A 19,107-nucleotide genomic window follows, 5' to 3' on the forward strand; every position below is an offset into this window, starting at 1 on the left:
CGCAGAAATCCTTACCCTGCCGTGAGGAAGGATGGGACACAGCCCGGTTCGAGGCTTGCGCCGTCTGGTCGTCACCGACACCGGCGCAGAAATCCTTACCCTGCCGTGAGGAAGGATGGGACACAGCCCGGTTCGAGGCTTGCGCCGTCTGGTCGTCACCGACACCGGCGCAGAAATCCTCACCCTCCCGTGAGGAAGGGTAAGCACAGTCCCGATACCGGCGCGGAAATCCGCACCCTGCCGTGAACGGTGCCCTGCTCGTCGCGGGGACCACCTCGGACGCGGGCAAAAGCGTTGTGGTGGCGGGCATCTGCCGGATGCTGGCGCGGCGCGGCGTGCGGGTCGCGCCGTTCAAGGCGCAGAACATGTCCAACAACTCCGTGGTCACCCTCGACGGCGGCGAGATCGGGCGGGCGCAGGCGTTGCAGGCGCAGGCGTGCGGGCTCGCGCCGAGTGTGCGGTTCAACCCGGTACTGCTCAAGCCCGGCAGCGATCGGCGCTCGCAGCTGGTGGTGCGGGGTAAGGCGGTCGGCACGGTCGGCGCGCGAGACTACTTCCGGCACCGGCAGGAGCTGCGCGAGGTGGTCGCCGCCGAACTCGCTTCGCTGCGCGCCGAATTCGACGTGGTGATCTGTGAGGGCGCCGGATCGCCCGCCGAGATCAATTTGCGGGCAACGGATCTGGCGAACATGGGGCTCGCCCGGCCCGCCCGGCTGCCGGTGCTGCTGGTCGGGGACATCGATCGCGGCGGCGTGCTGGCGCACCTGTTCGGCACCGTCGCCATCTTGGAACCCGAAGACCAGCAACTGATCTCCGGTTTCGTGATCAACAAGTTCCGCGGCGACGTCGAGCTGCTGCGCCCCGGCCTGGACCGGTTGGCCGAGCTGACCGGCCGCCCCACGCTCGGCGTGCTCCCGTACGTCGAGGACCTGTGGATCGATGCCGAGGACTCGCTCGGCACCGTCGCGGACGCACCGGTCGGCCGGCCACGCCCGCCGGTCGGTGCCGAGTGGCTGACCGTCGCCGCCATCCGCCTACCGCGCATCTCCAACTCCACCGATATCGAGGCCTTGGCCTGCGAGCCGGGGGTTTCCGTGCGCTGGGCGAGCGAACCGTCCCGGCTGGCCGGGGCCGACCTGGTGGTGCTGCCCGGCAGCAAGGCCACCGTGTCGGACCTGGAGTGGTTGCGGCGCACCGGAATCGCCGAGGCCCTACGCGCACGCGCGGCGGCGGGCGGCCCGATCCTGGGCATCTGCGGCGGCTATCAGATGCTGGGCAAGCACATCATCGATCCGGTGGAGTCGGGCCGGGGGCAGGTCGACGGCTTGGGCCTGTTGGACCTGTCGATCGAGTTCGCCGATCCGAAGGTGCTGCGCCACAGCACCGGCCACGGGGCTACCGCCGACACCGCGGGAATCCCGGTGCACGGCTATGAGATTCACCACGGCCGGGTGGCCGCCAGCGGCGACCCGGCCTGGCTCGACCTCGACGGAAGTGCGGAAGGCAGTGTGCGCGGTGCGCTCTGGGGCACCCATCTGCACGGCCTGCTGGAATCGGACGACTTCCGCCGCGCCTGGCTGCGTTCGGTGGCAACGGCGGCCGGACGCGCCGGTTTCGTTGTCGCCGACGATGTTTCCGTGGCCGCCGTGCGCTCGGCGCAACTCGATCTGCTCGCCGATTTGATCGAGCAACACCTCGATCTGGATCAACTCGACCGCCTGCTCAGCGACGGTGCGCCCGCCGATCTACCGACGCTGGCAACCCAGTTGCTCCCCAGCGCCGCGACCCTGGGTAGCTGAACTGTTGACGTGACGAACATCGCCCCTTACCTTTCAGTAAGGAATTCGGCTCCGGGTAAGGCGCGGGTCGATGGGCGCGGGAGAAGCACGGGTCGGTGAGTGACGTGGCAGCAGACAAGAAGTCCACCGGTAAGGCGGGAAACGTCGTGTCCGCAACGGTGACCAGCAAGGGGCAGATCACCATCCCGATCGACGTCAGAGTCGCCATGGGTTTGCGCGCGGGCGTCCGGGTCGCCTTCGTTCCCACCGCCAACGGCACCTACGAACTGGTGCCCGAGACCCGAACCATCAAGTCGCTCAAGGGGATAGTCGGCTGGTCCGGCTCGCCCATCGGCCTCGCGGAGATGAACGAGGCGATCACCGGCAATGTCGTGGAAGGCAAGCAGAAATGATCGGTCTGGACGCCAATGTGCTGATCCGCTACCTCACCCAGGACGATCCGGAGCAGTCCGCGCGCGCCAATCAGGTGATCGACGGCCTCAGCGAGAGCCGCCCTGGTTATGTGACGATGATCGTGCTCGCCGAGATCCACTGGGTACTGCGCCGTGGCTACAAACAGGATCCCGAGGCGGTGACCGACGTGCTGCTCGGCCTGCTCGACTCGACCGAGATCGTCGTCGAGCGCGCCGATACGGTGCGCCAGGCGCTGCGGCAGGCCGCCGAAGGCGCGGACTTCGCCGACGCGCTGATCCGGCAACTCGGCCAGGAGGCGGGCTGCGATCTCACCGTCACCTTCGACCACGACGCCGGGGAACGCGCGGGTATGCGGCTACTGGCCTGACGCGAAGATAGGGCTTCGTTCAGCTGACCCGTGTAGCGTCATTCGGCATGAAATCTCGGCAGATCACGGTCGGTGACGGGACCTGGACCGTGCGGGTAGACGGCCCGGAATCTCGGCACAGCGTGCTGCTGCTGCCCGACCTCGGTGACCCGGCGGACGTCTACGACCAGGTGTGTGCCCGACTGCACAATTCGGATCTGCGCACGGTGGTGCTGGAGTCGATCGAGGGCCTCGATGCCGCGGGCGTCACCGCGATTCTGGATCAGATCGGCGTGCCTTGGGCCAACGTCGCCGCCCGTGGCGCGGGCGCCGACCTGGCGTGGCGGGCGTGCGCGGCCGGATTCGGCCGCTTCATCAGCCTCGTGGTGGCCGATCGCGGCCATCCGGCGGCTCCGGGGCCGGACGGCTCCGTCGCCGACGCCACGGTCCGTCCGGTGGAGTTGCCGACCACGGTGCTGGTCACCAAGAACCTGCCGCGCTCGGTCGCCGACGCCTCGGGGCGTTTCGTCTACGGCGAGTTCCGCGTGGTCGACGTCGACGTCACCGATGTGGCGACCGAGGCCGACCAGGAATTGGCCACCGAGATCGTGCTACGCACCAGCACCTGGTGAGCCGTTGCCGGACTTGGCCTGGTACACGGCCAGCCACTCCAGCCAGCTGTCGAGTTCGGCGAAGGCATGGGCGAGCGGTTCGGCGGCGGACAGGAACACGTCGTGCTTGGCGCCGTCGATCGGCACGATGTTGGTGCGGTCACCGAGGCAGCCCGACCAACGCTGAATCTGCTTGACGTCCAACACCGCATCGGCCACGTCGACCGCCGGGCCGTACCGGCGGGCGAACTTCGTCATCCGGGAGCGCAGGATCAGCGACGGCACCCCGATGTCGAGTCCGGCGTGCAGTTGCGCGTGCCCGTTGCGGATGGCGCGCAGCCAGCCGAACCGAACGGGGAAGCCGTGCAACGGTTTCCAGTCCAGGTTGTAATCCCACTCGCCCGCGACGCTGTGATGCAGGCTGTCACCGTAGGTGCTGATCTTGCCGCCCGGAAGCTCGAACATCTTCCGAAAACGGCCGAGCGCCTTGATGATCGGCGTCCCGACGGTCCGGTAGTACGAGGGTCCCTGCAGATCGAACCACGGGCTGTTGAGCACCAGACCGGAGACCCCGGCCGCGGCCGTCCCGCGCGTCCGATTGAGCCGATCCAGCCACAGCGGCAAGATCAAGCCGCCGGTCGAGTGCGCGTTCAGCACGACCGGAGCGCCGGTCTCCTCCCGCACGATTCGCAATGCCTCGTTCAACTCGTCGTCATACAGTGCGAGATCGGTCACATAATGCGGCGTCTGCCCGTCGCGCAGTGATCGCCCGCACTTACGAAGGTCCAGCGCGTAGAAGTGGTATCCGAGCGTCGCGAAATGTTCCGCGAGATGCTCTTGAAAGAAGTAGTCGGTAAAGCCGTGCACATACAGCACGGCGCCGGCGGTCGGTTCGACATCGTCGCCGGGTAGATAGCGGACCAGCGTGGCCACTGCCTCGCCTTCACCGTCGGGATCAGGCCCGAAAGAAAGCGTGCGCTGCTGGTACTTCTCGCCTAGGACATCGGCTTTCCACTGCGCACCGTGCTTGGTGTCGGTTTTCGTAGCGGCAAGTGAAGTTTCCTTTGTCACATACACAATCTAAGTCACATTCCGCGGTTTCGGCGCGGGGGATCGACGTGGTGAGGTGCACAATTGAAGCTAGGTGAACGGCGGGTAACCTAGCTCCCGCCATGGTTCACGGACCGAGGCAAGAACCGCAAGCACCGTGCCCAGGCAGGTCCACCCGCCCGGTGGGCCCGCGAGAAGGACAAGGAAGTCGATCTAGCCGTGCCGAACGCTGCCATGACTGAAAAGACCGATGTTGTACTCATCGGCGCCGGCATCATGAGTGCCACTCTCGGTGCGCTGCTGCGCCAACTGCAGCCCGACTGGTCGATCTCCCTGTTCGAGCGGCTCGACGCCGCGGCGGCGGAGAGCAGCGACCCGTGGAACAACGCGGGCACCGGCCACTCGGCCCTGTGCGAACTGAACTACAGCCCGCAGAACGCCGACGGCTCGGTGGACATCACCAAGGCCATCGACATCAACGAGCGGTTCCAGGTGTCGCGCCAGTTCTGGTCCTACGCCGTGGAGAACAACATCCTCGGCGACCCGTCCCGGTTCATCAACCCGATCCCGCACGTGAGCTTCGTGCACGGCGCGGACAACGTCGACTACCTGCGCAAGCGCTACGAGGCGCTGTCGCGGCATCCGTTGTTCGAGGGCATGGAGTACATCGACAGCCCGGACGAGTTCGCGCGCAGGCTGCCGCTGATGGCGCGCGGCCGCGACTTCTCCGACCCGGTCGCGCTGAACTGGACCGACGGCGGCACCGACATCGACTTCGGCGCGCTCACCCAGGAGCTGCTCGCCTACCTCGGCGCCAGCGGCGCGGACCTGGCCTTCGGCCACGAGGTGCGCGACCTGTCCAAGCAGTCCGACGGGTCATGGCTGGTCAAGGTGCGCAACCTGCGCACCCGCGAAACCCGCACGCTCATCAGCAAATTCGTCTTCGTCGGCGCGGGCGGCGGCGCGCTGCCGCTGCTGCAGAAGTCCGGCATCAAGGAGATCGACGGCTTCGGTGGCTTCCCGGTCAGCGGGCAGTTCTTCCGCTGCACCAACCCCGAGCTCATCCAGCAGCACGAGGCCAAGGTGTATGGCAAGGCCGCCGTCGGCGCGCCGCCGATGTCGGTGCCGCACTTGGACACTCGCGTCATCAAGGGCACGCCTGGCCTGCTGTTCGGCCCGTACGCGGGCTGGACGCCGAAGTTCCTCAAGGACGGCAAGCTCACCGACCTGTTCAAGTCGGTGAAGCCGAACAACCTGTTCTCGCTGCTCGGCGTCGGCGTCACCGAGCTCGGCCTGACCAAGTACCTGGTCAGTGAGCTGCTCAAGTCGCAGGCGGGCAAGGTCGACACGCTCTCGGAGTTCATCCCGCGCGCCGACGGCCGGGACTGGGAGCTGATCACCGCGGGCCAGCGCGTGCAGGTGATCCGGCGCAAGGGCGCGGGCGGCGTGCTCGAGTTCGGCACCGCCGTGGTCGCCGCGGCCGACGGCACCATCGCCGGTCTGCTCGGCGCTTCCCCGGGCGCGTCGACCGGCGTCACCGCGATGCTCGACGTCATGCAGCGCTGCTTCCCCACCGAGTACGCGCAGTGGACGCCGAAGCTCAAGGAGATGATTCCCTCACTGGGCGTCAAACTGTCCGAGGACCAGGCGTTGTTCCACGAAGTATGGGACTGGACGTCCAAGACCCTGAACCTGACGAGTGGCACAGATAACACGCCGAGGCATGCGGGGGTCGCGGCCAGCCGCTAGGTGTGATAGCAACAGGCGATGATGTCAACGGTTGTTCTCAAACGGTCATGGGCGTTGGATCTCGACACCGCCACCCTCTATCAGCTGTTGAAACTTCGCGTCGAAGTCTTTGTCGTCGAGCAGAAATGCGCGTACCCCGAGTTGGACGGGCTGGATCTGCTGCCGGAGACCCGGCACTTCTGGCTCGATGACGAGGGCGAGGTGATCGCCACCTTGCGGCTGCTCGAGGAGCACCACGACGGCGTGAAGTCCTTCCGCATCGGGCGTCTGTGCACCGTCGTCCCGGCTCGCGGCCACGGCTACACCACGCGCCTGCTGCAGGCCGCGCTCGCCGAGGCCGGCGAGGCGACCGTGCGGTTGAACGCGCAGTCCTATCTCGTCGACATGTACGCCAAGCACGGGTTCAAGCCCGACGGCGAGGAGTTCGACGAGGACGGGGTACTGCACATTCCGATGCGCAAGGGGTGAGCGCCCCGCCGGCCTGCCCGCCGCCCTCGTCGCCCGCCGCGACGAGGGCGGTTCGGTATGCGTAGGGCCGCGTCGGCGGGTGCGCGTCGCGCGCATAGAGTTGGGGCGTGTCCTTGTCCCATGCCGAAACTGTGTCGCCTCACTCGTTGACCGGATCGCGGACGCGTCCGGGCACCGAGGGTGAGGCGGGTTTTCCGTTCTCCGCCGTGGTCGGCCAGGAGCAGCTGCAACTGGCGCTGATCCTGTGTGCGGTGCACCCCGGCATCGGCGGCGTGCTGGTGCGCGGCGAGAAGGGCACCGCGAAGTCGACCGTGGTGCGCGCGCTGGCGCAACTGCTGCCCCCGGTGGTGGACGAGACCGGTGCACGGCCCGCGCGGCTGGTGGAGCTGCCCGTCGGCGCCACCGAGGACCGCGTGGTCGGCTCGCTGGACCTGGAGCGGGTGCTGCGCGACGGCGAGCAGGCGTTCCGGCCCGGACTGCTGGCCGCCGCGCATCACGGCGTGCTCTACGTCGACGAGGTCAACCTGCTGCACGACCATCTGGTCGACGTCCTGCTCGACGCCGCCGCGATGGGCCGGGTGCACATCGAACGCGACGGTGTCTCGCATTCGCATCCGGCGCGCTTCGTGCTCGTCGGCACCATGAATCCGGAAGAGGGCGAGCTGCGCCCGCAGCTGCTCGACCGGTTCGGGCTCACCGTCGATGTGGCGGCTTCGCGCAACGTGGACGTGCGGATGGCGGTGGTGCGGCGGAGACTGGACTACGAGGCCGATCCGGCCGGGTTCGCCGAGAGCTACGCCGCCGCCGACCGGGCGGTGGCCGAGCGCATCCTCGGCGCGCGGGACCGGGTCGCCCAGGTGCGGCTCGACGATGGCGAGCTGCGCCGAATCGCCGCGCTGTGCGCCGCATTCGACGTCGACGGCATGCGGGCCGACCTGGTGGTCGCCCGGACCGCGACGGCGCACGCCGCCTGGCGCGGCGCGGACGCGGTCACCGAGGACGATGTGCGGGTCGCCGCGGAACTCGCGCTGCCGCACCGGCGTCGGCGCGATCCGTTCGACGAGCCGGGCATCAGCGAGGATCAGCTCGACGACGCGATGCGCGATGCCGCTGCGGAAGTGGATCGCTCGGCTCGGTCCGACGGGGACGCAGCGGAATTCGATGAGAGTCGGGCACCCGAGGACGCGAACGATGCGGACCCGTCGAACCACAGGCAGGCGCAGGACTCGGACGCGAACCAGTCGGCAGACAACGACCGAGCCGACGACCAGCAGAACCAGCGCGGCGACGATCCTGAGTCGCGCAGAGACGACGAGCCGAACCCTGGCGATCCGCGGTCACGGACGGACGAGCCGAACCCGAGCGGTGACGATCCCGACGATCCCGACGGCCCCGGCGGTGGGCAGCGGCCCGGCGCCCGTGAAGGCCGAAGTGGCGCACCGGTTTCCGCCGCCGCGACGCCGCCGCGCTGGGAGGTGCCCGGCATCGGCGAAGGTGCTCCCGGTCGCCGCTCCAGGGCCGAGTCCCGCCACGGCCGCGTCGTGCGGCCCAGCACCGATACCGGCACCGGGCTGCACCTGCTCGGCACCATCTTCGCCGCCGCGCCGCATCAGCGCTCGCGTGGCCGCGGCGACGGTCCGCTGCAGCTGGTCGCCGAGGACCTGCGTGGCGCGTATCGCGAAGGGCGCGAAGGCAATCTGGTCGTGTTCGTGGTCGACGCGTCCGGCTCGATGGCGGCCAGGGATCGGCTCTCCGCCGTCACCGGTGCCGTGGTCGCGCTGTTGCGCGACGCCTACCAGCGCCGGGACAAGGTCGCCGTGATCACCGTGCGCGGGCAGGACGCCGAACTGGTACTGCCGCCGACGTCTTCGGTCGATATCGCGGTGCGCCGCCTGTCCGGCATGCGCACCGGCGGTAAAACTCCGCTCGCCGCGGGACTGCTGAAGGCTCGCGAGATCGTGCGGCGGGAACGTGTCCGTGACCCGCGCAGGCGCCCGATGCTGGTGCTGCTCACCGACGGTCGCGCCACCGGTGGCGTCGATCCGGTGCCGCGCGCCCGCGCCGCCGCCGCGCTGTTGGCGAACGACGCGGTCACCTCGATCGTGGTCGACTGCGAGCGCGGCATGATCCGGCTCGGCCTGGCCGCCGAGCTGGCGCGGGAACTGCGTGGCGGATATCTGAGACTGGCTGAGCTGACCGGGGATTCGGTCGCCGACGTGGTGCGTGCGGGGTCCGGACGCCCTGGTGCCCGCGCCGCTTGAGCCGCAGGGGATCGAACTAGCAAGGAGAGTGCATGCCCAAGGGTGTTCCGGAGACCGTGCCCGACGACGGGCTCACCACACGGCAGCGGCGGAATCAGCCGGTGCTCGCGGTGCATACGGGGCCGGGCAAGGGAAAGTCGACGGCCGCCTTCGGGATGGCGCTGCGGGCCTGGAACCAGGGTTTCGACGTCGCGGTGTTCCAGTTCGTGAAGAGCGCCAAGTGGAAGGTGGGGGAGGAGGCCGCTTTTCGCACCCTCGGCACGCTGCACGACGAGACCGGTGCCGGTGGCGCGGTCGAGTGGCACAAGATGGGTGAAGGCTGGTCCTGGACGCGCAAGCAGGGCAGCGACGAGGACCACGCCGCCGCCGCGCTCGCAGGCTGGCAGGAGATCGCCCGCCGTCTGAAGGCCGAACAGCACCGCTTCTACGTTCTCGATGAATTCACCTACCCGCTCAAATGGGGCTGGGTCGACATCGATGAGGTCGTCGACACCCTCACCAACCGCCCCGGCAACCAGCACGTGGTGATCACCGGTCGCGATGCTCCTCAGGCGCTCATCGACGCCGCCGACCTCGTCACCGAGATGACCAAGCTCAAGCACCCCATGGACGCGGGCCGCAAAGGCCAGCGCGGCATCGAATGGTGATCTCCCGCACCGATTCTCGGGACTCGCACGCCCTCTGGGCCTCCGGAGCGGGTGCGGATCCCGAGCGGTGGTGCGGCTGCTGCTCGTCGGCTCGCGTGGCCGTGCGGCGGTGGTGCCGATGAGTGGGGGTGTGCCCGCGGTGGTGATCGCCGCGCCCGCGTCGGGGAGTGGGAAGACCACGGTGGCAACGGGTTTGATCGGTGCGCTGCGGCGGGTCGGTCATCGGGTGGCGCCCTTCAAGGTGGGGCCGGATTACATCGATCCCGGGTACCACGGGCTGGCGGCGGGGCGGCCGGGGCGCAATCTGGATCCGGTGCTCGTCGGCGCGGAACGGGTGGTGCCGCTGTATCGGCACGGTGCACGGGAGTGCGATCTCGCGGTGGTCGAGGGCGTGATGGGACTGTTCGACGGCCGCATCGACGCGAATCACGCCGGACCGGTCGCCGAGGGATCCACCGCGCAGGTCGCCGGGTTGCTCGGCGCGCCGGTCGTGCTGGTGGTGGACGCCAGGGGGCACAGCCAGAGTCTGGCCGCATTGCTGCACGGCTTCGCGACGTTCGACAGCGGTATTCGGCTCGGTGGGGTGATTCTCAACCGTGTCGGCAGCGCACGGCATGACGAGGTGCTGCGTGCGGCCTGCGATCGGGTCGGGCTGCCGGTGCTCGGCTCGCTCCCGCGGATGACCGAGTTGGAGGTGCCGTCCCGGCATCTCGGCCTGATCCCCGCGGTCGAGCATGGTGCGGCCGCCACCGCCGCGGTATCGGCGATGACGGATTTGGTTGCCGCACATGTGGATCTGCACGCCATCGCCGCGCTGGCCCATTCGACCGCGGCTGGTCCGGCCTGGGATCCGGCGACAGCCTCAGCTGCAGTGGCCGCCGACGTCTTACCTGCTTCGAACCGGCCGGCGCACGATGGAGCCGTCGCCGCTGTGGGGCCTGGCGTATCACGCGGACCAGGCCGGTCGGCGCACGATGGCGCTGTCGTCGCAGCGGGGTCCGGTCCGTTGATCGCGATGGCAGGCGGTCCTGCCTTCACCTTCGGCTATGCCGAACACCGCGAACTGCTGCTGGCCGCCGGGGCACGGGTGGTGGTGTTCGACCCGCTGCGCGACGAACTACCGAGCAGCACAGCCGGTTTGGTGTTGCCCGGCGGATTCCCGGAGGAGCACGCGGCAGCGCTGGCGGCCAACACCCCGCTGCTGACCGCGGTGGCGGCGCAGGCCAAGCGCGGCATGCCCGTACACGCGGAATGCGCGGGCTTGCTCTACCTGACCCGCTCCCTCGACGGACACCCGATGGCCGGAGTCATCGACGCCGACGCCGAGTTCGGCCCGCGCCTGACCCTCGGCTACCGCGACGCGGTCGCGCTGGTGGATTCGCCGCTGTGGCGCGCCGGGGAACGCGTCCGCGGCCACGAATTCCACCGGACCCGCCTGATCGCGGCAGGCTCGGACACCCCGGCCTGGGGCTGGCACGGCAGCGACGGCGCCCGCGTCAGGGAAGGGGCGCTCGTCCACCAGGTCCACGCCTCCTACCTGCACACTCACCCAGCCGGAAACCCTGGAGCTACCAGCAGTTTCGTCACCGCAGCCGCCGAGTACGCAGGTGCTCGTGCGGGCCGCTGAGCGGCGGCGTGTGCCGAGATGGGGCAGCAGTGCGCATCGCGGTTGCGCTGTGCCCACCGGACTCGGCTGTGCTGCGGGCGCTCGACATGGCTGCGCTGTGCCCGTTGGAGTGTGCTCCGCCGAGTGCGCCGGGCTCGCTGATGCTGTTGTGCCCGCCGGGGTCGGCTCTTGGATGCCCGCTGGGCAGGTGCTCACTGGACTGGGTTGTGCCGCGCCCGGCAGGCCTGCCTCCGGGCGATTGTTCGCCATGGTGCGGGTGTCAGGTGGTTGAGCTCGCCGTTGGGCTCGGTCTGCGGTCCGGTACGCCCGCTGACTCGATAGTCGAGGCGGTGCGGAAGACGCTGGGCGACAACGAGATCAGTTGTTTGGCGACCATCGATCGCCGGATGGATGAGCCGGGTCTGCGTGACGCGGCTGCCGAGCTCGGAGTGCCGATTCAGGGGTACGCCGCTGCCGAGCTGGCCGACGTTGCTGTGCCGAACCCGGACTCGCGCACGGCTGCTGCCGTCGGTACGGGCAGTGTTGCCGAGGCGGCCGCCATCCTTGCGGCTGGGCACGGCACGCTGGTGATCACTAAACGCATCGTCGCCGGGTTGACTATCGCTGTGGCGCAACGTGCTCCGGGCTGATCGTCCGGCACGCGACTGGGGTGAGCGAACCGGATGACCTTGTGCCTCCCGCGTGGTTTCATGGCGGGGTGGATATCCGAGGGATCGACAATGTGCTGGTTCCGGTAGGGAATCTGGCTGCGGCGCTGGAGTTCTACGCGAACGGGCTCGGGCTTTCGGTGCGGTTCACGGTGCCGGAGCGGGGGATCGCGTTGTTCGGGGTCGCGGCGGAGACGCCGGGGATCATGGCGATGGTGGATCCCGCCGCGGGGCACGGGTCGCCGCCCGCCATCCGCATCTGGCTGGAGGTGCCGGACGCGCGGGCCGCCGCGGCGGAACTCGAAGGACGCGGAGTCGACATGCTCACCGCGCCCTTCGAAGTCGCGACCGGGTGGAGCGTGGAGGTGGCCGATCCGTGGGGCAACGTGATCGGTTTGACCGACTACCTCAAGCGCCCTGACCTGGCGCGACCCGCGTTCTGACCTACGGAGCCACCGCGCCCCAGTCGGCGAAACCGCTGGGATCGTGGCGGCCGAAGGTGGCGTGTTCGAACAACCCCCACCCCTCGGCGTCGCCGCACCGAGCATGGGCCACATGGTCGATGACGCCGTACGGCGCGCGGGCGACGATGGCCGGGTCGGTGAGGTCGTACCGACTGGACAACGACCAGTCCCGGCCTTTCCACTGCCCGTGCTGCCAGTCGGGATCGCCACCGTAGCCGCAACCCACGTGCAGCGGCACATGGGTGCCGGTGGTCACCTCGATCTCCAACGGCTTGCCGTCCGGCGTGCTCATCTCGAGCAGCGCGCCGACGGGAAGCCTTGTGCCGGAACGGTAATCGATGGAGATGCGCGGCCAGCCGAGCTGTTCGGTGCGCCCGTCCGGCCAGATCCGCACGGCATCGTTCAACGTGCGCGTCCCGTCGGGCTCCTGCTGCACGATGATCACGACCGCGAAATCGTCGAACCGCAGCGGCACATACATCCACCAGAAGCCGCCGGACGGCTCGGCGGCCGCCCGGCCCGCGGGCTCGCTCTCGCCGACCGGCCGGATGCCCCAGGACCGGTCCCTGGTGCCGGTCCACACCGCCGGGTCGACGGTGATGTCGTCCCCGTCGACGTGCAGCGTCCCCGCCCACGAGCCCACCTGCGCGAAGCGGGTCGCGTCGATGATCGGCCGGTTGCCCGACAGGATCAGGTGCGGCTGCTCCTGCACGGTGGGGAAGGCGCCCTCCCAAGTGAGGTCGAAGGACAGGTCGTCGTGCTCGCAGATCACCCGGATCCGGTGCAGCGGCTCGAGCACCTCGATGCGGTAGCCACCGACGCGCTGTTCCAGGCTGCGATCGCCGAGCGCGTCGGAGAAGCGGACAGTCCGCTGGATATCGCCGCGCCGGACGGCGGCGTAGGCGTCGGTCACCCCGAGGTTCGGGTACACGCCGAACCCGGTGATGAAGAAGGTGCCGCCGTCGCGGTCGTGACCGTTGAAATAGCTGCGGTCGTAGAAGTTCCGGTCGCTACTGGCGACCCTGGCCAGTGACAGTCCGGTCTGATGAATCGGGTACTCGTCCAAAGGAACTGGCATGGCTGCCCTCAATCCCACTCGTAGGTTCCGTCGAGCAGCCGCTCCAGGCTCGCTCGGTGCATCACGTAGTCGTCGCGGTCCGGGGTGTCGGTGTCCTCGCCGAAATGGATCATCCTGCGCTTGACCCTGGCCATCACGATGCCGTGCCGCAGCGCGGCGTAGACCAGGTACCAGTCCAGGTCGCGCACCGTATGCCCGGTCAGCTCTTCGTATTTCGCGACGACATCGGCGCGGCGCAGGAAGTCCGGCAGGCCGGGCTGATCGAATCGGGTGGCGATGTCCTGGAAGAACCGGTGGATGAAGATCACCCAGGCGACATCGAGTTCGCGGGGACCCAACGCGGCCATCTCCCAGTCCAACACCGCCGCGGGCTCGAAGCCGCGGTAGATGATGTTGCCGGGCCGGGCGTCACCCCAGCTGAGGACGTCGGGTCCCGGGTCGGCGGGCCAGTGCTCGTCGAGCCACGCGAAAGCTCGCTCCAGCAGCGGAATCTCGAAGCCGTCATCGGCCAAAGCCCAGCGGTACCAAGCCTTCTGGGCTTCGACATGCCTGCGTAGCGACTGGCCGGGCCCGCGCAGGGCCGGGAATCGCTGGGCCGGATCCGCGATGGCGTGCACCTTCGCGATCACCGCGACGGTGTTCGCGGTGAGCTGCGCGCGCTCCTCGGGGGTGGCGTCGAAAAGCCAGCCGACGAACACGTACGGCGGATTGTCGGTCGGCACTCGGCCGTCGACCCGTTTCATCACGAAAAACGGTGTGCCGAGCGGAGTCTCGTCTTCCTCCAGCCAGCACAGCGCGGGCACCGGCACGTCGGTGGCCTCGGCGACACCGGCCATTACCTGGTATTGGGTGGCCAGATCGTAGGTCTCGAACACCGGGAACGACCCGGTCTCCGGCGCCATCCTGGCGACGAACGACCCGCTCTCGTGGCGTCCGTCCACGCTCCATTCCGCGTCGAAAAGAATGGTGGTGCTCGACATTCCACCCGACTGCGGCCGCGACAGGTTGGCGACCTTCGGCGGGTGATCGGCGCTGACCTTCGAATCCAGCCAGCGCGCCAGGTCCCCGGCGAGCACGTCGAGATCGCGCTCGCTCACGGTGAGCTGCTGCCGCTCGGCGGGATCCGGATCTTCGGCCATCGTTGTCCTCCTGACGCCATGACGCGCGGGCGTGCCTCGGCACAGCCCACCTCGGCGGCGGTCCGCCGCGATAGGCGACAGTAACGCGTTCCAGTCGGCCGGTGGGGCGGAAACGAGCCAGGCCACCGAACCCGCTCACTGGCTGGAACCGGGCCTTGACATGCGCGGATCGCCCTGCGGTCGGGCTGGCCCGACCGGCTCGGTGTGGCTGGCACGTACGACTGATTACCGAGGGGAAGACCAGGGATTTCCTGGATGTCCGCACCCTGAGTACCTCGATACCGTTCGCTCACGCAGAGGGTTCGGAGTGAGGGGTTCGTTGTGAATGCTGTCGGTGCGGAGCACGCAGACGGGGCGGATACGAGGGAAGCGGCGGAAGTGCAGGCCCAGGATTCGAGATGGAATCCGTTGACCCGCTTTGTTTTCCGCTTCTGCTTCGGCTATTTCACCCTGTTCTGCCTGATATTTCCGCAGTTCCTGTTCGTGTACAGCGGGCTGCTCAAAGACAAGCTTCCCGAGCTGGCGATCCTCGGGTTCATCCATCCGTTGAGTCCGATCTGGGAGTGGGTCGGCCGCCATGTCTTCGGTGCCGAGGTCGAGCTACGCCTGGATTCGGGCAGCGGTGACCAGGCCATTATCTGGGTCTTCCTGTTCTGCATCCTGGTCGTCGCCCTCGGCACCGCCGCGGTGTGGAGCGTGCTGGACCGACGCCGTCCGAACTACCACCGGCTCAACGCCTGGTTCCTGCTCGCCATGCGGTTGTGCCTCGGTGGGCAGATGCTGTGGTACGGAATGGCAAAGGTGATTCCTACCCAGATGCCGGAGCCGCCATTGGCGGCGCTGATCTCCCGGTACGGCGATTTCACGCCGATGTCGGTGCTCTGGTTCCAGGTCGGCAGTTCGCAGCCGTACGAAATTCTGCTCGGTGCCGCGGAGGTGCTCGGCGGGCTGCTGCTCTTCGTGCCGAGAACCGCGACACTGGGGGCGCTGGTGAGCCTGGTGAGCATGCTTCAGGTGTTCATCCTGAACATGAGCTTCGATGTGCCGGTGAAGATCCTGTCGGGTCACCTTTTGCTGATCTCGCTGGTGTTGCTGGCGCCGCAGGCCCGCCGATTGGCGAATGTCCTTGTGCTGCAGCGGTGGTCGGAGCCCGCCCGGCAACCGGAGCCGTTCCGGTCGCGACGCGTTCGGTGGTTCGCGGTCGGCCTGCAGGTCGTGCTCGGTCTGTGGGTGCTGGCCGGCGGTATCCAGGAGGGTGTGCGGTTCTGGAACGAGGGGGGCGGTGGCTCCCCGAAGCCCGAGCTGTACGGGATCTGGACGGTGTCGGAGTTCAGCAGGGACGGTCAGGTCGTCCCGCCGCTGACGACGGAGCAGAACCGTTGGCAGCGGCTAGTTGTCGACGTCACCGGAATGGCGTATCAGAAGATGGACGAAAGCCTGGTCCCCGTTGTCGGCGCGGTGGACAGCGCAGCGCACACCCTCACCCTCTCGGCGTCGCCCGGCGCGAATCCCGGGGTGCGGGCGGAGGCCGCGCCGACTCAGCTCGCCTCCTTCACCTTCACTCAGGAGGCGCCGGATCGGCTGCGACTGGACGGCATGCTCGACGGCCATCCGGTGACGTTGTCGCTCGAGCAGGTGGACCTCGACTCATTCCGGTTGCGCAGCACCGGGTTCAAATGGGTCCAGGACTATCCCGCTTTCTGACCGGCCGCTCAGCCGATCGTGATGGCGTCGAGGCGCACGCGCAGGAACTCCGCGGAGACGACGGGCGGCAGGCCGCCGACCCGTCCGATCGGTGGTGCCAGCGGGGTGACGACGGCGTCGTGGTCGAGTTCGTAGAAGTAGATCAGCGACACCAGGTCTTCCTCGGGCGCTGTGGCCTGCGGCGGCAGCACCCGGTGGCGGCCGGACGGCCAGCGTTCGCCGCTCCAATAGGCAAGCAGGTCACCGATGTTCACCGTCAGGGCAGCGGGATCGTACGGTGCGTCGGCCCAGCCTTCCGCCTCGGTGTACACCTGGAGTCCGCCCGCGCCGGGCTCCCGGTCCAGCACGGTGACGGTGCCGAAGTCGGTGTGCGGGCCGATCCGGAACTGACCGGGCTCGGGTGCGCCGACCGCGGTCAACGGCGGGTAGTGGTTGATGTTGCAGGTCCAGGTCGGGCGGCCGGCCAGGTTCTGAAATGGGTTGGCGGGCAGGTGAAGTGCCGCCGCGAACAGGGCGAGCAGTTCGTCGGACAGCGTGCGTACGGCAGCGGTGTACGCGGTCACCAACTCGCGCAACTCGCGCACTTCGTCGGGCCAGACATTGGGCAGGAACCAGACGTCGTCGACGGCTCGGTCGCCGGTCGGGGTGTCGGCACCCACGGCGAAGGTCTCCTTCAGATCCGGCGGCGTTCGGGTGCCCTCGGCATAACCGTTGGCCTCCTTGCCCGGACCGATCCAGCCACGCCCGCCGACGGTGACGGCGTACCTCTCCTTCACCGCCTCCGGCAGTGCGAAGAACCGCCGGGCGGCGGCGCGCACGTCACCGGCCAACCCCTCGGGCACGCCGTGGCCGTAGACCAGCAGAAACCCGGCGCGCCGCAGGCCCTCGTCCACCTCGTGCTCGATCTCGGCCGCCGCCGGACCGCCGGCGCGCCAGCGGGACAGGTCGATCGATGCGATCGCGTTCATGTCGTCTCACTTCTGCTGGAGTGCCGTGCAGCCCTGCGCCCGAGGCTCATGGTGCCTCGACTTCCGTTGCGACGCCGATGTCTTCGTGCCAGAGGGCCGGATGGTCGACGATGAAGTCGGTCATCATCTGGACGCACCGCTCGTCCTCGAGCACGGTCACGGTCACGCCGTTCTCGGCCAGCCAGTCGTGGCCGCCGTGGAAGGTCTGGGATTCGCCGATGATCACCGCGCCGATGCCGAACTGGCGGACCAGTCCGCTGCAATACCAGCACGGCGACAGGGTGGTCACCATGATCGTCGACCCGTAGTCGCGGCGGCGGCCCGCGGCGCGGAAGGCGTCGGTCTCGGCGTGGATGCTCGGATCGCCGGACTGGACCCGGCGATTGTGGCCGCGGCCGAGCAGCGTGCCGTCGGCCGCGAACAGTGCCGCGCCGATCGGGATGCCGCCCTCGGCGAGCCCGCGCTGCGCCTCGTCGTATGCCACCTCGAGCAGTTGTCGTGCCGGTGTCGCCTGCGTCATGGGTCAAGCCTCCAAGGGAAGGCCTCGGACCGCAACGTACAGTTCGTCCGCCCATGTCGTGGGCACGGATGACAGGATGACCACATGTTGCCCACCGTCCGCGAATTGCTCGACGACCAGTTCGCTGCCGCTGAACCCCACGTTTTGGCAGGTCACAGTGCCCTCGGGCGGACGGTGCGCTGGGTGCATTCGAGCGAGATCTACGAGATCAGCCCACTGCTGTCCGGGGGAGAGCTGCTGCTCACCACCGGGCTCGGTCTGGCCGGGGTTGATGCGGGCACGCGGCGCCACTATCTGGGTGAGATCGCCGGGCGTGGGGTAGCCGGGGTGGCCGTCGAGCTCGGCCGGACCTTCGATGCCGTGCCGCCGGACATGGTGGCCGAGGCCTCGCGCCACAGCCTGCCGTTGATCGCGTTGCGCGCCGTGGTGCCGTTCATCGACCTGTGCCGCGCCGCCAATACCGAGATCGTGTCGCGGGAGGTGCGTTCATTGCGGCTGCTCAACGAGCTGGGCCGGGACCTGGTCGGCGAGTTGGCCGCGGGCAATGGCCTCGCGCAGCTGCTCGGCCGGATCGGGGAGGTGACCGGTTGCGCGCTGATCGTGACGAGCGGCAGCGGTGCGTTGATCGCCGCGCACGGCGTCGATGACGACCGATCGGCTTGGGCGGCAGTCGAGTCCGCGGCGGCTACCGCGACTATCCGGGCCAGGGAGAACACTTGGGGAACGCTCACCGCAGGCCCAGGCTCGGTACTCGACCGTGCCACCCTCGCCACGGTTCTCGACCAATCCGCGCCGAGTCTCGGCCTCGCACTGGCGAATTCGGGCAGTCCCACCGGGCGTCCGCAGCTCGCCGCGGCCACGTTGCTCGCGGATTTGCTGGACGGTAAGACGATTCGTCAGGCCGATCTGAAGGTACGGGCCGCGGCGGCGGGGGTGCCCGCGTTGGCGGGTAGGACGCTGGTACCGGTGGCGGCCGACGCACCCGAGACCCGCATCGCGACGCGACTGATCGACACCGCGGCAAAAGAACTCGGCAGACCCGCGCTGGCGGCCGAGGTGCATGCCACCAGCTACGGGGTGTTCGCCATGGACCCCGCGACCGCCGATCCGGTCGACGCGGTGGTTCGGTTGCTGCGCAACGCCTTCGCGACGAACGCTGTCGAGGGTGTGACGTTGGTGGTCGGTGATCCCTGCGAGTTCACCTCCGCCGCACTCAACGGGTCGTTGGCGGCCGCCCGGTCCGCGCTGCGCTTGGCGACCCGTCATCGGCGTGACCGGCTGGCGGGCAGCCCCATCGCCACCTGTCGCGAACTGGCTACCGAGCTCGCCGTCGAATCGCTGCCCGCGGCGCAGCGAAGCCGTTTGATCACCACTACGATCGCTCCGCTGATCGACTGGGACACAACGCATCACAGCAACTTGGCTCGCACCCTGGAGGTCTATCTGCGCCACGGCGGCAGCGCCACCCGCTGCGCCACCGCCCTGCACATCGGCCGCCAATCCCTGTATCAGCGACTGGAACGCATCCGCGACCTGCTCGGCTACGACCCGGCGGCCCCCGCCCTCACCGGCACCCTGCTGCTCGCTCTCTGTGCCCACCGGCTCACCTGAGCGC

The 19,107-nt window shown here is 68.7% G+C and carries 18 protein-coding genes; 13 read left to right on the forward strand and 5 right to left on the reverse strand.

All coding sequences use genetic code 11. The features are described 5' to 3' along the window. Positions 1-242 precede the first annotated feature (242 nt). From ACIHA7_RS18540 to ACIHA7_RS18555, 4 genes are all read left to right on the forward strand, one after another. On the forward strand, positions 243-1,799 hold the full coding sequence (locus tag ACIHA7_RS18540) for a cobyric acid synthase (RefSeq protein ID WP_397290956.1): 1,557 nt from the start codon (positions 243-245) through the stop codon (positions 1,797-1,799). Positions 1,800-1,894: 95 nt separating this feature from the next. After that, positions 1,895-2,191: an AbrB/MazE/SpoVT family DNA-binding domain-containing protein gene (locus ACIHA7_RS18545; RefSeq protein ID WP_397290958.1), complete on the forward strand. Its 297-nt coding sequence runs from the start codon at positions 1,895-1,897 to the stop codon at positions 2,189-2,191. Then, positions 2,188-2,580, forward strand: coding sequence for a PIN domain-containing protein (locus ACIHA7_RS18550; protein WP_397290960.1), 393 nt, complete (start codon positions 2,188-2,190; stop codon positions 2,578-2,580). The genes ACIHA7_RS18545 and ACIHA7_RS18550 overlap by 4 nt, the downstream gene beginning before the upstream one ends. A 47-nt stretch (positions 2,581-2,627) precedes the next feature. After that, a complete protein-coding gene (locus ACIHA7_RS18555; protein ID WP_397290962.1) occupies positions 2,628-3,191 on the forward strand; it encodes an alpha/beta hydrolase in 564 nt (187 codons plus the stop codon). Here the strand turns inward: ACIHA7_RS18555 and ACIHA7_RS18560 are convergent. Then, positions 3,171-4,241, reverse strand: a complete 1,071-nt coding sequence (locus tag ACIHA7_RS18560; RefSeq protein WP_397290964.1) for an alpha/beta hydrolase — start codon at positions 4,239-4,241, stop codon at positions 3,171-3,173. The genes ACIHA7_RS18555 and ACIHA7_RS18560 overlap by 21 nt on opposite strands. 198 nt (positions 4,242-4,439) lie before the next feature. On the opposite strand from ACIHA7_RS18560, the gene mqo reads away from it, so the two are divergent. The 7 genes from mqo (at position 4,440) to ACIHA7_RS18595 (ending at position 12,062) form a co-directional block, all read left to right on the forward strand. Next, positions 4,440-5,969, forward strand: coding sequence for a malate dehydrogenase (quinone) (gene mqo, locus ACIHA7_RS18565; protein WP_397290966.1), 1,530 nt, complete (start codon positions 4,440-4,442; stop codon positions 5,967-5,969). 18 nt (positions 5,970-5,987) lie between these two features. Then, positions 5,988-6,437, forward strand: a complete 450-nt coding sequence (locus tag ACIHA7_RS18570; protein ID WP_397290968.1) for a GNAT family N-acetyltransferase — start codon at positions 5,988-5,990, stop codon at positions 6,435-6,437. 146 nt (positions 6,438-6,583) lie between these two features. Continuing rightward, complete coding sequence (locus tag ACIHA7_RS18575; RefSeq protein WP_397290970.1) at positions 6,584-8,698, forward strand: VWA domain-containing protein; 2,115 nt, start codon at positions 6,584-6,586, stop codon at positions 8,696-8,698. 32 nt (positions 8,699-8,730) lie between these two features. Beyond that, positions 8,731-9,345, forward strand: a complete 615-nt coding sequence (cobO, locus tag ACIHA7_RS18580; protein ID WP_397290972.1) for a cob(I)yrinic acid a,c-diamide adenosyltransferase — start codon at positions 8,731-8,733, stop codon at positions 9,343-9,345. A gap of 118 nt (positions 9,346-9,463) precedes the next feature. Further along, positions 9,464-10,972 carry a cobyrinate a,c-diamide synthase gene (locus ACIHA7_RS18585; RefSeq protein ID WP_397293080.1) on the forward strand — a complete coding sequence of 503 codons (1,509 nt, stop codon included), beginning with the start codon at positions 9,464-9,466 and terminating at the stop codon, positions 10,970-10,972. A gap of 263 nt (positions 10,973-11,235) precedes the next feature. Beyond that, a complete protein-coding gene (locus ACIHA7_RS18590) occupies positions 11,236-11,601 on the forward strand; it encodes a cobalamin biosynthesis protein (RefSeq protein WP_397290974.1) in 366 nt (121 codons plus the stop codon). Positions 11,602-11,669: 68 nt separating this feature from the next. After that, positions 11,670-12,062, forward strand: a complete 393-nt coding sequence (locus ACIHA7_RS18595; RefSeq protein WP_397290976.1) for a VOC family protein — start codon at positions 11,670-11,672, stop codon at positions 12,060-12,062. A gap of 1 nt (position 12,063) precedes the next feature. Here the strand turns inward: ACIHA7_RS18595 and ACIHA7_RS18600 are convergent, their stop codons facing one another. After that, positions 12,064-13,161 (reverse strand): hypothetical protein, encoded by a 1,098-nt coding sequence (locus ACIHA7_RS18600; protein WP_397290978.1) that lies wholly within the window; start codon positions 13,159-13,161, stop codon positions 12,064-12,066. An 8-nt stretch (positions 13,162-13,169) separates the two neighbouring features. Continuing rightward, positions 13,170-14,300: a phosphotransferase family protein gene (locus ACIHA7_RS18605; RefSeq protein ID WP_397290980.1), complete on the reverse strand. Its 1,131-nt coding sequence runs from the start codon at positions 14,298-14,300 to the stop codon at positions 13,170-13,172. Between the two features lie 408 nt (positions 14,301-14,708). Here ACIHA7_RS18605 and ACIHA7_RS18610 point away from each other — a divergent pair, with 408 nt between their 5' ends. Then, positions 14,709-16,004 (forward strand): DoxX family protein, encoded by a 1,296-nt coding sequence (locus ACIHA7_RS18610; RefSeq protein WP_397290982.1) that lies wholly within the window; start codon positions 14,709-14,711, stop codon positions 16,002-16,004. A gap of 8 nt (positions 16,005-16,012) precedes the next feature. Here the strand turns inward: ACIHA7_RS18610 and ACIHA7_RS18615 are convergent, their stop codons facing one another. Next, positions 16,013-16,972: an isopenicillin N synthase family dioxygenase gene (locus tag ACIHA7_RS18615; protein ID WP_397290984.1), complete on the reverse strand. Its 960-nt coding sequence runs from the start codon at positions 16,970-16,972 to the stop codon at positions 16,013-16,015. A 46-nt stretch (positions 16,973-17,018) separates the two neighbouring features. Then, positions 17,019-17,465, reverse strand: a complete 447-nt coding sequence (locus ACIHA7_RS18620; protein WP_397293081.1) for a nucleoside deaminase — start codon at positions 17,463-17,465, stop codon at positions 17,019-17,021. Positions 17,466-17,576: 111 nt separating this feature from the next. Between ACIHA7_RS18620 and ACIHA7_RS18625 the strand changes: the two genes are divergently transcribed. Beyond that, entirely contained in the window at positions 17,577-19,103 is a 1,527-nt protein-coding gene (locus ACIHA7_RS18625; protein ID WP_397290986.1) for a PucR family transcriptional regulator ligand-binding domain-containing protein, read from the forward strand. Positions 19,104-19,107: the final 4 nt, after the last annotated feature.

Source organism: Nocardia sp. NPDC052316 (assembly GCF_044547795.1).
Taxonomy (GTDB): Bacteria; Actinomycetota; Actinomycetes; order Mycobacteriales; family Mycobacteriaceae; genus Nocardia.

Coding starts and splice junctions, on each gene's coding strand:
- ACIHA7_RS18570 (WP_397290968.1), top strand. CDS start 5,988: ATGATGTCAACGGTTGTTCTCAAACGGTCATGGGCGTTGGATCTCGAC.
- ACIHA7_RS18585 (WP_397293080.1), top strand. CDS start 9,464: ATGAGTGGGGGTGTGCCCGCGGTGGTGATCGCCGCGCCCGCGTCGGGG.
- cobO (WP_397290972.1), top strand. CDS start 8,731: ATGCCCAAGGGTGTTCCGGAGACCGTGCCCGACGACGGGCTCACCACA.
- ACIHA7_RS18605 (WP_397290980.1), bottom strand. CDS start 14,300: ATGGCCGAAGATCCGGATCCCGCCGAGCGGCAGCAGCTCACCGTGAGC.
- ACIHA7_RS18600 (WP_397290978.1), bottom strand. CDS start 13,161: ATGCCAGTTCCTTTGGACGAGTACCCGATTCATCAGACCGGACTGTCA.
- ACIHA7_RS18555 (WP_397290962.1), top strand. CDS start 2,628: ATGAAATCTCGGCAGATCACGGTCGGTGACGGGACCTGGACCGTGCGG.
- ACIHA7_RS18625 (WP_397290986.1), top strand. CDS start 17,577: ATGTTGCCCACCGTCCGCGAATTGCTCGACGACCAGTTCGCTGCCGCT.
- ACIHA7_RS18615 (WP_397290984.1), bottom strand. CDS start 16,972: ATGAACGCGATCGCATCGATCGACCTGTCCCGCTGGCGCGCCGGCGGT.
- ACIHA7_RS18550 (WP_397290960.1), top strand. CDS start 2,188: ATGATCGGTCTGGACGCCAATGTGCTGATCCGCTACCTCACCCAGGAC.